We start from the raw sequence: 13,776 nt of genomic DNA, 5'->3' as shown, positions 1-13,776 counted from the left end.
AACGCAGCAATATCTGTTGCTACGTCATGCTTTCTTAAAGATTGCGTTATTGAGGAGCCTGAATGGGCCCCTCAGTTCAACTATTGAGCAACACTGGCTTTTGCTAACTTCTCTGGCCGATGCTGATATTGAAAAGTGAAATGGAATATCACCGCCAGAATCAGAGCATAAGCAGCAAAAACCAACCAGATGGTGTGCCAATCCTTGATGCCATCCACTGAAAAATAGTCAACAACTCGACCACTCAGAATCGCACCAACATAGGCGCCAACACCGTTAACCATGGTCATAAACAGCCCCTGTGCACTGGCGCGAATATCAGAACTGACCTCCTGCTCAACAAAAACCGAACCAGAGATATTGAAGAAGTCAAAGGCGCAGCCATAAACAATCATCGATAGCATTAACAACACAAAACCACTGGCGGAAGGATCACCATAAGCGAATAGTCCGAAACGTAGCGTCCATGCCACCATGCTTAATAACATCACGGTTTTAATGCCAAAACGTTTCAGGAAAAACGGAATAGCTAAGATAAACAGCACTTCCGCCATCTGTGAAACGGACAGCAGAATAGACGGATACTGCACCACAAAACTGTCTTTAAACTCAGGATTTAAAGCAAAATCATGCAGGAATGGGCTACCAAAAGTATTGGTGATTTGCAGAACCGCCCCTAATAACATGGCGAAGAGAAAGAACACCGCCATTCTGGGCTTTTTAAACAAGACAAAGGCATCTAAACCCAGCGAGCTGACCCAACCCTGATTGCGCTTTTTCCCGGCAGTGGGTATAGCCGGTAAGGTTAATGAGTACAGGGCCAGCAGCAGAGAAGCACCAGAAGCGATATAGAGCTGTATATTACTCAGCTCAAGACGCATCAGGCTGATGGCCCACATCGCCACGATAAAACCAAGCGTGCCAAATACTCGAATCGGGGGAAAGTTCACTACTGTATCCAGCCCCGCTTTTTCCAGACAGCTATAGGAGATGGTATTAGACAAAGCGATAGTCGGCATAAATGCCATCGCATTCACCAGCATCACCCAAAACATCAGGTTAGGGTCGTTAACCGTTGCCGAATAGAACAGCGCGCCAGCACAGAGGAAGTGGCACAAGGTATAAACCCGGTTCGCAGACATCCATTTATCGGCAATAATACCAACCAGACTCGGCATCAGCACCGCAGCCAGCCCTTTGGTGCTATAGACCATGCCGACGGATGAGCCGTTAAAATGAAGCGTATTCATCATGTAAGAACCCAGCGTGACCAGCCAGCTTCCCCAGATGAAATACTGTAAAAACGACATGATTTTTAATCGACTTTTAATGCCCATGCTGTTTTCCCTTCGCGTTATTTATCCATACTGCGTTCGAATTAACAGATAACCCCATCAATGCTGACATCGCTGTCTCCTCAACGTTGCTTTCTGTCTCAAGCCAACTGGCGTAAGAAACCACAAATCAGCGTAATGAAGTTGGCACTGGATAATTTAGCTGCCGCGAGGGTCTGTTCATGGGAGAGCTTCACGTTCCCCAGACCTTCTGCCAGGTTAGTAATTGCCGACACCGCGACCACTTTCAACCCACAGTGACGGGCGGAAATCACTTCAGGCACCACCGACATGCCGACCACGTCTCCTCCGATCATCTGCATCATGCGGATCTCAGCGGCGGTTTCAAAATTCGGCCCGGGATAAGAAACAAATACCCCTTCGGAAAGCGGGAATCCGGACGCTTTAGCCACCTGTTGTAACTGTGCGCGGTAATCCGCATCATAGGCATTAGCAAGCGTGAAGAAGCGTTCACCAAAGCGGTCATCATTTGGCCCCACCATCGGTGTGCCCGGCATGGTGTTGATGTGGTCATACAGAGCAACCAGACTGCCCGGTTCAACTTCCGGACGCAGTGAACCCGCTGCATTGGTTGAAAACAGCAGTTCGCAGCCCAAGAGCTTAAAGGTGCGGATGGCATCCGTTAGCACCGACATACCTCGCCCTTCGTAGAAGTGACCTCGCCCTTTCATACAGGCAACTGGCACTCCCGCCAGCGTTCCTAATACCAGTTCGCCGGCATGGCCGTGTACCGTGCTGACCGGAAATCCCGGCAACTTCTGGTAGGAAATAGCAACGGCATCTTCTATTTGTTCCGCTAAAGCCCCCAAGCCCGAACCTAAAATAAAGGCAACGCGGGGAGTAAAGTCAGGTCTGTATGCACGAATAATATCGGCCGCGTAAAATGGATTCTGAGATAATTCTATTTTTGACATAATGCATCCCTTATTAAAAATGTTAATCAACATATTGAGCCATTCTTTTTTAATCCTTTTTATTTATACCGATATATAAAAGAGCTTTACCAATATTGTTTAGCCACAGGATCGATATGAATTTAATATCGATTAAATTTACCTATCGAAGTGGAATTCCTGTTATATATAAAAGATGTGTTCAATTGACTGACGTTTAATTATTGGGAAATAAGATGCGCGCAATTATTTTAATTATGGATTCTTTTGGTCTCGGAGCCACTCCCGACGCCGATCGTTTTGGCGATGTCGGTTCAAATACCTTGGGGCATATTGCTGAATATTGTGCGACCAAACGCACTAAATCCGATGCTCACAGCACATTACACCTGCCTAATCTGGAACGTCTGGGGTTAGGGCTAGCGGGACAAATGGCTAGTGGTAGCCTGCCGGCGGGTTTTTCAGCCAACCCTTCGCTGATAGGTTCTTATGGTGCAGCCAAAGAGGCGTCTTCCGGTAAAGATACGCCGTCTGGTCACTGGGAGCTGGCTGGGGTGCCGGTACGCTTTGACTGGGGATATTTCAGTCAACCCATTAATTCGTTTCCTCAATCTCTGCTGGATAATCTAGTCAAGCGAGCCAATTTGCCCGGCTATCTGGGAAACTGCCATTCATCCGGCACCGTTATTCTGGAACAGTATGGCGAGGAACATATGAGAACCGGCAAACCCATCTTTTACACCTCTGCCGATTCAGTGTTTCAAATTGCCTGTCATGAGCAAACCTTCGGTCTGGAGAAACTGTATCAGCTGTGTGAAATCGCGCGTGAAGAGGTTGATGCCTATAATATCTGTCGGGTCATCGCCCGTCCCTTTGTCGGTGATGCCACCAGCGGCTTTAATCGAACCGGTAATCGTCAGGATTTGGCAGTACCACCACCGGCGGATACCGTATTGAAAAAGCTGGCTGATGCTGGCGGTAACGTTATCGCCATCGGTAAAATTTCCGATATCTATGCCGGCGTTGGCATTACGCAAAAAATAAAGGCTAATGGGCTGGATAACTTATGGGACGCCACGTTAAAAGCGACATCTGAAGATAACGATTTCAGCATTATTATGACCAACTTTGTTGATTTCGACCAAAACTACGGCCATCGCCGTGACATTGCTGGCTACGCCGCCGCACTGGAACTGTTCGATCGCCGACTGCCGGAACTGTATTCACGACTGCGCGACGATGATGTCGTGATTATTACCGCCGATCACGGTTGTGATCCCAGTTGGCCCGGTACCGATCATACTCGAGAACATATTCCGGTACTGGTCTATGGCAAACAAATCCCGGCTGAAAATCTGGGCGTCAGAGAAACCTTTATTGATATTGGCCAAAGTCTGGCGAGTTGGTTTAATTTACCGTCGTTTAGTGAAGGAAAAAGTTTTTTAACCAAGGTTAAGTCATGAGTGTTGAGTCAGGTGTTGTTGTGAGAAAAACATGCCTTATTGGTAATGTTTGTTAATTAAGCTTAATAACAGCGAAAGTTTCGTCCACTATCAGTACAGAGAATAAATCAACATCAGTATACGTGGCCGAGCAGAGGGCGTTATGGCGAACGCCCCTGCACCCCGCGCCTTCGCCCCCGAATTCAGGTCGCTTCGCGACTCCCCTCCGCCTTCATTCGGGTTAACGCACCGGCGCTGATTTGCTCCCGGCAAAGCAGCGCCTCGCCCAGCTTCCATGCTGGCCGTGCTCCCTCTCTCAGTTGTCGGCTGAATTCCAGCGCTCAATAGAAAAAACCAAAGAATAAACGCCTCACATTTTCTTAATTGACCAACACTATGCTCTATCAACCATTTACGCCTACAATAACCGCTAAGGCCTAAATCAACTTTTCGGATTAAACTTCAAATAAATTTATTATTTCGCGACAGCTCTCTTTTCATTCCTTAAGATTATCTATTCCAAAAAATAATAAGCATTTATTTATGCGTTACATCACAAAATATAAATAACGAATTGTTGTTATTACCCTTTAAATGGCCATTAAAAAACACCAGAAGATTAATATTAAATTTATATCGATAATCAAAAATAGAGTATTGGTATTACCTCCTCTCACTATCTAATAATAAAGCGCCATTCTTTATCGGCATCCCATAACAATAATATTTCACTTTATCAGAGAATTTTTCTCTGAATAGACTTCTGACATAAAGGATATAACGTCAATGAAAAAACATCTTTCTGCTCTGATTGTGATGACCTCGTTCACCGTTCCCCCTACCGCTCAAGCTGAATATTTATGGAGTTTTGCCGATATCGGGCTGCATTATCTTGACTGGACTTCACACACCACCCATCGAACGTCGAAACAATCCCATAAAGATGACTTTGCCTATCTGGAACTGGAAGGTGGTGCTGGCTTTAGCTGGGGTGAACTATACGGTTTCTTCGATTGGGAAAACCCATTCAATAACCGACACGATAAGCCCGGCAGCGAACAGCGATATACCTTTAAAAATACTAACCGCATCTATTTATGGGACAGCGGTTTTAACTTATATACCCATCTCTATGGGACTTACGGTTCACCCAATGGACGCAATTTTCATGATGTGATGGGACTATACGGTATCGGCTATAACCTCAAACTCGATAACTTCTGGTATAAACCGTTTATTGCCAAGCGTTACACCGATCAAACCTATTACAGTGGCAATAATGGTTATGTCTTTGGCTGGGTTGCCGGATATGACTTCACGCTATGGGGAGAGAAATTCGCACTAACCAACTGGTCCGAATATGAATTTGATCGGGCTGATAAGTACGCTAAAGGCAATGGTGGACGCGATGGTATTAATGGTGCTCAAGCTCTCTGGTGGAAACCCAATAGCAAAATCACTACCGGTATCCAATATCGCTATGCGGATAATAAGCTCGGTGAAAGCTTCTTACAGGACGGAATTATCTATTCAGTAAAATATAATTTTTAGTCATCGTCATGCCCTGATAAATATGCCGCTTACAGCCCAAGTCATTGGGCTGTCGATTTTCACCACGGCTCATCCTATTCAATACATATTCAGCATAACTTTTTAAAACCCGCACATTATGTTGCTGTCTTTTAATATTTATTTTGTCATGCTAAACCGCAAACACTATAAAAAATAAATAACAATTTACCAATATGGCAAGTGAAGGGGTTAGGATATGAAACAGTTAACTATTTCAGAGGGTTGCTTTCGCCTGAGCGATACTAAAACTCTCTCTCTGCCGGACTTATGCCTGAATGAAGGAGAAAGTTGGGCATTCGTCGGTGCCAACGGTAGTGGTAAGTCAGCCCTTGCCCGCGCACTCTCAGATGAATTAATCCTGTTAAGCGGTAAACGTGAAAACCATTTTCAGCATATTGTCAGGCTCTCTTTCGAACAATTACAAAAACTCATAGAGGAAGAGTGGCTGCGTAATAATACCGACCTGCTTAGTGAAGGGGAAAATGATACCGGCCGAACAACCGCTGAAATTATCCAGATGAACCATCACGATGAAGCAGAATGTCTGCGTTTGGCTAACATGTTCGGTATATCTCATTTATTAAGCCGTCGTTTTAAATACCTGTCCACCGGTGAAACGCGTAAAACGCTGCTGTGTCAGGCTTTACTCTCCTCACCTGATTTACTGATTTTGGATGAACCTTTTGACGGTCTTGATATCGCTTCACGAGAACAACTGGCGATTCTGTTGGCCGAGTTGTCAAATAAAGGGTTAACGCTGGTATTGGTGTTAAATCGCTTTGATGAAATACCGGATTTTATTAGCCACACCGGTATTCTGGCAGACTGTCATCTCACCCGCACCGGTTTACGCCAAGAGATTATGTCTGAAGCGTTAATCGCACAACTGGCCCAAACCGAACGCATATCAGGCATGTCATTACCTCCACCTGAATTCACAATTGATACGCCGCTGCCGGCAGATTTGCCCCTGATCACCTTAAACCATTGCTATATCTCGTATAACGATCGTCCAATCATTGATGGGCTCAACTGGCAAGTAAATCCCAACGAACACTGGCAAATTATCGGGCCTAACGGCGCAGGTAAATCCACCCTATTAAGTTTAATTACCGGTGACCATCCTCAAGGTTATAGCAATGACCTGACGCTGTTTGGCCGTCGTCGTGGCAGCGGAGAGACAATCTGGGATATCAAAAAACACATCGGTTACGTCAGCAGCAGTCTGCATCAGGATTACCGAGTAAGCGTCAGCGTGCGTAATGTGATTCTCTCTGGTTATTTAGATTCTATTGGTATTTATCAGGCAACATCCGATACCCAAGATAGCCTGACCCAACAGTGGCTGGATTTATTAGGTCTGGCCGATCTCGCTAATACGCCATTTCAGGCTTTATCCTGGGGACAACAGCGTTTAACCCTGATCGCCCGAGCGCTGGTTAAACATCCGGCCTTGCTTATTCTTGATGAACCCCTTCAGGGGCTGGACCCATTAAACCGTCAATTGGTCAAACGTTGGATAGACGTGCTGATCAAGGAAGGAAAAAGCCAGCTATTGTTTGTTTCTCATCATGCGGAAGATGCACCAGAATGTATCACTCACCGCCTGAGCTTTATTCCGATGGCAAGCAGCTATGCTTATGGTATTGAACAGCTGTCATCCTGAGACGGAATGACAAGGGAATATGGATAAATAAATAGGGGCCATTGTATGTCCAGCGCACTCATTATTATTGATTTAATCGAAGACATTGTTGGTGAACACGAAAAATCTAACGGCAGCTATCAACAGGTTCAGCTGCGTCAAATCGTCTCTCGAACCAATCAGGCCGTTGCTTATGCTCGCATCAAACATATTCCTGTCATTTGGGTAAAAGTGGGATTTGCCGATGATTATCACGACATTCCCCCTTATTCACCGTTGTTTAATACGGCAAAACAAAATGGAGCTCTACGCTTGAGCGATGCTGGATGTCACTGGGTAAAAGGATTGGATGTTCAGCCCGAAGATGAAGTGGTGGTGAAAAAGGCGGTGTCTGCTTTTGCCGGTAATCATCTGTATGACTGGTTAACCGGTCGAGGTTACCAGCATGTGGTGCTGGCAGGCGTCAGCTCCATCATGGCGATTCAGAGCACCGCTCGTCAGGCACATGATTTAGGCTTCCGGGTTACTATTCTGGAGGATCTCTGTGCCGCGGCAACGTTAGAACTTCATCAGCAAAGCATGAATGCCCTTATCCCCCTTGCTCAGGTTATCACCAGTGAATCCTGGCAAGCCTGAACCATCAAACCAAACATCTAAAGCGTGTTTTTAAACTCGTCAATTATTGGATACCGTTAGCTATAGTGCTAGACTCCACCATGAACTGGTTAGGGAAGACCACGCTTTGTGCATAAAATAGGTTGATACCAGCCGTTCAAAATAAATATAAATTACACATTGGCTATGTTTAAGGATTAACACTTCATGTTTCCAATCAATACTATATACATCATTTTTGGTGTTACTGCGGCAATCATTGCGCTCGCGTTGTTCATTGTATTTCGTAAACACGACAAACTGAAAAAAGGCGTACCCGCACTCGCCCTGTTTGCTATTGCTGGCGTCTATTTCTTCTTTGTGAACCATGTTTATATTGTGACTGATGATAATCAGGTTACGGAATATGCTCTGATTAAAACCAGCGATTTTGATCTGGTTAACGGCACCACCGTGCGTTTAGTGCCAGAGACTAAAATGGATAAATCTTGGTTAATCAATAATGGGACTCGCCCATTAAAATTTGAAACCGTTATCTATGGTAATGCCAACGAAAATCCATACGAATTTGAGCTAGGCGGTTATAAGTCTATTGGACTGGATAACGCGATTGATTATCTGTTTGTTACCCCACCAAACAGCATCAAAATTAAGAGCAAATCTGCCACTAAAGGTTGGTTACACCGTTAATCATCCAAACATGCCCTGCAATTATCAGTGCGGGGCATGCTATAAGTATTTCCTTTTTATTATCAATTCCCCTATTCTCTCGCTTTAGAAAGCCCCTCAGATGTAAACGTTTTCATAATTCGATCGCTATCAGCTTTTGAATTAATGGGCTGTGTTAACCTATCTAAAATATATCTTAAGGAAGAAGCATCAATGAATGTACTTATCACAGGCGGTACGGGTTACATTGGCAGTCATACCTGTGTGCAGTTAATTGAAGCCGGACATACTCCCGTTATTATTGATAATCTATGTAACAGCAAGGCGAGTGTATTAAAGCGAATTGAACAGATCACCGGACACCAACCGGTATTTTATTCGGGAGATGTTCGCGATGCTGCCTTGCTGGATAAGATTTTTAATCAACACAAAATAGATGCAGTGATCCATTTTGCAGCGCTTAAAGCCGTTGGTGAATCCGTCAATAAGCCCCTGGAATATTATGATAATAATATCCATGGTTCTCTGGTTCTGGTGGAGGCCATGCGTCGTGCGGGCGTTAAAAACTTTATTTTTAGCTCCTCCGCCACCGTGTACGGCGAACAACCCATTACACCTTATGCTGAAACTATGCCAACTGGTCGCCCTTCCAGCCCCTATGGCAATAGTAAGCTGATGATTGAACAATGCTTACAGGATCTACAAAAAGCGGAGCCGGAATGGAGTATCTCCCTGCTACGCTACTTCAATCCAGTTGGCGCACATCCTTCTGGCTTAATGGGTGAAGATCCTCAGGGTATTCCGAATAATCTCATGCCGTTTATCGCTCAGGTCGCCGTAGGTCGTCGCGATCATCTATCCATCTTTGGCAATGACTACCCGACGCCTGACGGTACCTGCGTACGTGACTATATTCACGTTGTCGATGTAGCCGACGGCCATATCGCTGCCCTGAATAAATTAACCCACCATGCCGGTATCCATATCTATAATCTCGGTGCGGGCTTTGGCTATAGCGTACTGGACGTGGTTAATTCTTTTAGTAAAGCCTGTGGTAAACCGGTTACCTATCAATTTGCACCAAGACGTGATGGTGATTTAGCCAGTTACTGGGCCGATCCAAATAAAGCCGCCAATGAATTAAACTGGCGAGTAAAACTGAACCTGGATGATATGTGTGCCGATACTTGGCGCTGGCAACAGGCAAATCCGCAAGGGTATCCCGATGAATCATCCAACCACTGAAGATTTCAATCCCATCGATCATCCCCATCGCCGGCTTAATCCACTGTCCGGCCAATGGATTTTAGTTTCCCCTCATCGGGCTAAACGCCCGTGGTTGGGCCAGCAGGAATCCATCGCGCAGGATAAACGCCCAGCGCACGATCCCGACTGTTTTCTCTGCGCGGGCAATACCCGCATAACCGGTGATATCAATCCAGACTACCAAGGCTGCTATGTATTCACCAATGACTTCGCCGCTCTGATGCCCGATACCCCCAATGCAGAAATATCGACCGATCCATTAATGCGTTGTCAGAGTGCTCGTGGTACCAGCCGGGTTGTTTGCTTCTCTCCTGACCACGGCAAAACATTACCAGAGCTTTCCCTTGCTGCTCTGGAACAGATTATCACTACCTGGCAGCAACAAATGCGGGAGCTGGGAGAGCACTATCCTTGGGTTCAGATATTTGAAAACAAAGGTGCAGTCATGGGGTGCTCCAATCCTCATCCCCACGGTCAAATTTGGGCTAACAGCTTTCTCCCTAATGAAGCTGAGCAAGAAGACCAACGACAAAAAGCCTATTTTGACCAGTATCATTCACCAATGTTAGTGGATTATGTGCAGCGCGAACTGGCTGATGGTCAGCGTACCGTCGTTGAAACAAAGCACTGGCTGGCTGTTGTTCCCTACTGGGCATCGTGGCCGTTTGAAACGCTACTGTTACCCAAAACCCCTATTCGCCAATTAACCGAACTGAATATTGAACAACGGGCCGATCTGGCACTCGCGCTAAAAAAGCTGACCAGCCGCTATGACAACCTGTTTCAATGCGCCTTTCCTTACTCTATGGGCTGGCACGGTGCGCCGTTTAATCAACGGGAGAATGCACACTGGCAGCTACATGCTCACTTCTATCCTCCCCTGTTGCGTTCTGCCACCGTCCGTAAATTTATGGTTGGTTATGAGATGTTAGCGGAAGCCCAACGCGATCTTACTGCTGAACAGGCCGCCGAGCGCCTGCGCGCGGTGAGTGACATCCACTACAGCCAATCAGAAAGCATCACGGAATAAGATTGATCGGCAATTGAGTTAAGTAACCCCCTATTTTATGGCGATTCCAATAATGGTTATCGCCTAATCCCCTCTGCTTACGGCTCGCTGGATTATCCCCGCTATCGCCCCGATACCCCATCCCTTTTACCTATCAACAAACTGATACTAAAGAGATTTTGTTATTTTTCTGACAATGGCGCTGACCTTCACATTTTCACCTATTATTAAGTATTAGTCTTATCTTTGAATTCTTAACAATGAGAGTATAATAAGAATCGTTATCATTAAATCATTCCTGCTGTAAGGAGAAAACAATGGCTATAACAAAATTAGTTCTCGTTAGACACGGTGAAAGTGAATGGAATAAAGAAAACCGTTTTACCGGTTGGACTGACGTTGAACTTTCCGATAAAGGCAGAGCTGAAGCTGCGCAGGCCGGGGAGTTGTTAAAAGCCGAAGGTTTTGTCTTTGACTTTGCCTATACCTCCGTTTTAAAACGCGCTATTCATACCCTTTGGAATATTCTGGATACCATGGATTGTCAGTGGTTACCGGTAGAAAAATCATGGAAACTGAATGAGCGCCACTATGGTGCCTTGCAGGGCTTGAACAAAGCTGAAACAGCAAAAAAATATGGTGATGAGCAGGTTAAACTCTGGCGACGCGGTTTTGCTATTACGCCCCCAGAACTAACAAAAGAAGATGAGCGTTATCCTGGTCATGATCGCCGCTATGCCAATCTGAAACCATCAGAACTGCCGGTAACCGAAAGCCTGGCAACCACCATCGAGCGGGTTATCCCTTACTGGAGCGATATCATCAAACCGCGTATTGCCAGCGGCGAACGAGTCATTATTGCCGCACACGGTAACTCGATTCGGGCACTGGTCAAATATCTGGACAATATGGATGAAGATGAGGTTCTTGAACTCAATATTCCTACCGGCGTACCGTTAGTTTACGAATTTGATGAAAATATGAATCCGATAAAACACTACTACTTAGGTAATGCGGATGAAATTGCGGCCAAAGCGGCGGCGGTAGCCAATCAGGGTAAAGCAAAGTAATTTCTCAGCTACCCACAAATCAAAAATAAAACGGGCCAACCATGGCCCGTTCTTAATAACACGAAACCATCATCAACTAACCACGACGCGCCCGCACAGCGTACGCCAAGTTTTGCAGCAGCAGTTCAGTATCATCCCAACCAATACAAGCATCGGTAACGCTTTGACCGTAAATTAACGGATCGCCACTTTCCAGATTTTGAGCCCCTTCAACCAAATGACTTTCCACCATTACACCGGTAATCGCTGTATCGCCGCCAGAAATCTGCTGACAGACATCATCACAAACTTCCATCTGTTTCTTATACTGCTTGCTGCTATTAGCGTGGCTGAAATCAATCATCACGTTAAGCGGTAGCTTAGCCTTATTCAGACCCTCTTTTACGGCCTGAACATGCTCAGCGCTGTAATTTGGTTCTTTTCCACCGCGTAAAATAATATGACAGTCGTGGTTACCACGAGTATTCACTATCGCAGAATGTCCATATTTGGTTACGGACAAAAAGCAGTGCGGTGCTCCAGCAGCGTTGATCGCATCAATCGCAACCTTAATGGTACCGTCAGTGCCATTTTTAAAGCCAACCGGACATGATAAACCTGAAGCCAGCTCACGATGAACCTGAGACTCGGTAGTTCGAGCGCCAATAGCACCCCAGCTCATCAAGTCAGCCAGATACTGTGGCGTAATCATATCCAGAAACTCACCAGCAGTTGGTAAACCACTGTCATTAATATCCAGCAGCAGTTTACGAGCAATACGTAAACCATCATTAATCTGATAGCTGTGGTTTAAGTGAGGATCGTTAATCAGCCCTTTCCAGCCTACAGTGGTGCGCGGCTTTTCAAAATAAACTCGCATCACGATTTCCAGATCTTTATCCAGACGCTTACGTATATCACTTAGGCGACGAGCATATTCCAGAGCCGCTTCAGTATCATGAATGGAACATGGTCCAATCACCACTAACAAACGGTCATCTTCTCCTGCAAGAATATTGTGAATAGATTCACGAGAACTGGCCACGGTGACTGCCGCCTTTTCTGTCGCAGGAAACTTTTCCAGCAGTGCAACCGGAGGTAATAGCTCATTAATCTCTTTTATTCTTATATCATCATTTTGGTAATTCATTTTATCCGTCCGGTGTCTTGCCCAATATATAAGCCTACAGCCTACAACAATCCCCTACCATCAAACAACCGGGTAGCCAAACATTGTTAATTACAGTGCTTTACGTGGTAAATACCGCCCATATTAAACATATGTTCAAGAAACTCCGGAACACGCGGACAAATGTACTAACAATAGAGGATTATATAATCATTAATAATCCAATTTAGCACAGGAGGAGAAAGAACGGTCTGCAAAAAGCGGCCGTGATTGCCTTAGCCATTCGGCTTACCTAATGCTCGTTGTAGCGATTTATTATAATATGATGAACGGGATGCGATACCCCATGCTCCCTGATTCCGTTATAGAGAAAGGTTGCCATCGTTCAAATGACCGACATATCAACCTTCCAGCTATCAGGACAAAACTGTCAATAAACCAAGAGCGAGACGTTTTCTGACTCGTTAATCTACAGGAGAAAATCATGTCAATTAAACGTTATGGTGTTAGCGGTAGTACCGGAACCGGTGGACAGCACCTTCCCTTCGCTAAAGCAGTAGAGGCTGGCGGTTGGCTTTATGTTTCAGGACAAACACCAATGAAAGAGGGTGAAATTGTCGAAGGCGGTATTATTGAACAATCACGACTCGCCATTCAAAACTGTCTGGATATTATGACCAATGCCGGATATCAGCTGAAAGACGTTGTGCACGTCAAAGTGATATTAACCGATGCTCGTTATTTTCAGTCATTTAATAAAGTCTTCAGTGAATTCTTCGCCGAACACCCACCGGCACGAATTTGTGCTGTTGCGGACTTAGTTGTTGATTGCAAAGTCGAGGTAGATATTACCTGCTATAACGCTGAACGCGTTTAATTAAACATTAGTCTCCTGACATTGTTAAAAGCAGAGACTTCGCTTTTAGGTCAAACATTGTCATTAAGCTAAAACCTAGATTCCGGCTTTCGCCGGAATGACAGGGTGAATGGAATGAAAAATACTTAACTGATCAGCATCGCCCTTAATAACGGTATCTATACGTCAAATGACAGGAGTGATTGCCCTCCGGGCCGTTGCCGCTGGCAACGTTGTCTCTCTGCGTTCGACTCGAACCTTGGGTTCTTCATCCCC

General features: G+C 45.4%; 13 protein-coding genes. 9 read left to right on the top strand and 4 right to left on the bottom strand.

All coding sequences use genetic code 11. From position 1 onward, the window contains the following. Window positions 1-80 precede the first annotated feature (80 nt). A complete protein-coding gene (locus tag BMZ28_RS04640; protein WP_047780683.1) occupies window positions 81-1,337 on the bottom strand; it encodes a nucleoside permease in 1,257 nt (418 codons plus the stop codon). A 98-nt stretch (window positions 1,338-1,435) separates the two neighbouring features. Then, complete coding sequence (gene xapA, locus BMZ28_RS04635) at window positions 1,436-2,269, bottom strand: xanthosine phosphorylase (protein WP_074821034.1); 834 nt, start codon at window positions 2,267-2,269, stop codon at window positions 1,436-1,438. 215 nt (window positions 2,270-2,484) lie between these two features. Here xapA and BMZ28_RS04630 point away from each other — a divergent pair, with 215 nt between their 5' ends. Further along, the gene (locus BMZ28_RS04630) at window positions 2,485-3,711 is read left to right on the top strand and encodes a phosphopentomutase (protein WP_074821032.1); all 1,227 of its coding nucleotides are present in this window, start codon (window positions 2,485-2,487) and stop codon (window positions 3,709-3,711) included. 90 nt (window positions 3,712-3,801) lie between these two features. Here BMZ28_RS04630 and BMZ28_RS17335 read toward each other — a convergent pair whose 3' ends face one another. Beyond that, window positions 3,802-3,987: a hypothetical protein gene (locus BMZ28_RS17335; protein WP_139211626.1), complete on the bottom strand. Its 186-nt coding sequence runs from the start codon at window positions 3,985-3,987 to the stop codon at window positions 3,802-3,804. Window positions 3,988-4,476: 489 nt separating this feature from the next. On the opposite strand from BMZ28_RS17335, the gene BMZ28_RS04620 reads away from it, so the two are divergent. From BMZ28_RS04620 to gpmA, 7 genes are all read left to right on the top strand, one after another. After that, window positions 4,477-5,241, top strand: a complete 765-nt coding sequence (locus BMZ28_RS04620; protein ID WP_074821030.1) for a nucleoside-specific channel-forming Tsx family protein — start codon at window positions 4,477-4,479, stop codon at window positions 5,239-5,241. Between the two features lie 217 nt (window positions 5,242-5,458). Beyond that, on the top strand, window positions 5,459-6,928 hold the full coding sequence (gene modF, locus BMZ28_RS04615; protein WP_074821026.1) for a molybdate ABC transporter ATP-binding protein ModF: 1,470 nt from the start codon (window positions 5,459-5,461) through the stop codon (window positions 6,926-6,928). Window positions 6,929-6,973: 45 nt separating this feature from the next. Beyond that, the gene (locus BMZ28_RS04610) at window positions 6,974-7,543 is read left to right on the top strand and encodes a cysteine hydrolase family protein (RefSeq protein ID WP_074821023.1); all 570 of its coding nucleotides are present in this window, start codon (window positions 6,974-6,976) and stop codon (window positions 7,541-7,543) included. Between the two features lie 186 nt (window positions 7,544-7,729). Next, window positions 7,730-8,212 carry a hypothetical protein gene (locus tag BMZ28_RS04605; protein WP_047780676.1) on the top strand — a complete coding sequence of 161 codons (483 nt, stop codon included), beginning with the start codon at window positions 7,730-7,732 and terminating at the stop codon, window positions 8,210-8,212. Window positions 8,213-8,404: 192 nt separating this feature from the next. Continuing rightward, window positions 8,405-9,436: a UDP-glucose 4-epimerase GalE gene (gene galE, locus BMZ28_RS04600; protein WP_074821020.1), complete on the top strand. Its 1,032-nt coding sequence runs from the start codon at window positions 8,405-8,407 to the stop codon at window positions 9,434-9,436. Continuing rightward, entirely contained in the window at window positions 9,417-10,487 is a 1,071-nt protein-coding gene (gene galT, locus BMZ28_RS04595) for a galactose-1-phosphate uridylyltransferase (protein ID WP_074821017.1), read from the top strand. The genes galE and galT overlap by 20 nt, the downstream gene beginning before the upstream one ends. A 296-nt stretch (window positions 10,488-10,783) precedes the next feature. Continuing rightward, window positions 10,784-11,536 carry a 2,3-diphosphoglycerate-dependent phosphoglycerate mutase gene (gpmA, locus tag BMZ28_RS04590; protein ID WP_047780673.1) on the top strand — a complete coding sequence of 251 codons (753 nt, stop codon included), beginning with the start codon at window positions 10,784-10,786 and terminating at the stop codon, window positions 11,534-11,536. Between the two features lie 76 nt (window positions 11,537-11,612). Here the strand turns inward: gpmA and aroG are convergent, their stop codons facing one another. Further along, a complete protein-coding gene (gene aroG, locus BMZ28_RS04585) occupies window positions 11,613-12,665 on the bottom strand; it encodes a 3-deoxy-7-phosphoheptulonate synthase AroG (protein ID WP_047780672.1) in 1,053 nt (350 codons plus the stop codon). A gap of 463 nt (window positions 12,666-13,128) precedes the next feature. Between aroG and BMZ28_RS04580 the strand changes: the two genes are divergently transcribed. Next, complete coding sequence (locus BMZ28_RS04580) at window positions 13,129-13,521, top strand: RidA family protein (protein WP_047780671.1); 393 nt, start codon at window positions 13,129-13,131, stop codon at window positions 13,519-13,521. Window positions 13,522-13,776: the final 255 nt, after the last annotated feature.

The sequence above is a fragment of the Pragia fontium DSM 5563 = ATCC 49100 genome, assembly GCF_900112475.1.
In the GTDB taxonomy this organism is placed as follows: Bacteria; Pseudomonadota; Gammaproteobacteria; order Enterobacterales; family Enterobacteriaceae; genus Pragia; species Pragia fontium.
Note: the sequence above shows the minus strand (reverse complement) of the source record. Positions and strands in the feature narration are given on the sequence as shown.

Bases quoted from the DNA above. Each gene is read 5' to 3' on its own strand.
- BMZ28_RS04640 (WP_047780683.1), bottom strand. From the start codon at position 1,337: ATGGGCATTAAAAGTCGATTAAAAATCATGTCGTTTTTACAGTATTTC.
- xapA (WP_074821034.1), bottom strand. From the start codon at position 2,269: ATGTCAAAAATAGAATTATCTCAGAATCCATTTTACGCGGCCGATATT.
- BMZ28_RS04630 (WP_074821032.1), top strand. From the start codon at position 2,485: ATGCGCGCAATTATTTTAATTATGGATTCTTTTGGTCTCGGAGCCACT.
- BMZ28_RS17335 (WP_139211626.1), bottom strand. From the start codon at position 3,987: ATGGAAGCTGGGCGAGGCGCTGCTTTGCCGGGAGCAAATCAGCGCCGG.
- BMZ28_RS04620 (WP_074821030.1), top strand. From the start codon at position 4,477: ATGAAAAAACATCTTTCTGCTCTGATTGTGATGACCTCGTTCACCGTT.
- modF (WP_074821026.1), top strand. From the start codon at position 5,459: ATGAAACAGTTAACTATTTCAGAGGGTTGCTTTCGCCTGAGCGATACT.
- BMZ28_RS04610 (WP_074821023.1), top strand. From the start codon at position 6,974: ATGTCCAGCGCACTCATTATTATTGATTTAATCGAAGACATTGTTGGT.
- BMZ28_RS04605 (WP_047780676.1), top strand. From the start codon at position 7,730: ATGTTTCCAATCAATACTATATACATCATTTTTGGTGTTACTGCGGCA.
- galE (WP_074821020.1), top strand. From the start codon at position 8,405: ATGAATGTACTTATCACAGGCGGTACGGGTTACATTGGCAGTCATACC.
- galT (WP_074821017.1), top strand. From the start codon at position 9,417: ATGAATCATCCAACCACTGAAGATTTCAATCCCATCGATCATCCCCAT.
- gpmA (WP_047780673.1), top strand. From the start codon at position 10,784: ATGGCTATAACAAAATTAGTTCTCGTTAGACACGGTGAAAGTGAATGG.
- aroG (WP_047780672.1), bottom strand. From the start codon at position 12,665: ATGAATTACCAAAATGATGATATAAGAATAAAAGAGATTAATGAGCTA.
- BMZ28_RS04580 (WP_047780671.1), top strand. From the start codon at position 13,129: ATGTCAATTAAACGTTATGGTGTTAGCGGTAGTACCGGAACCGGTGGA.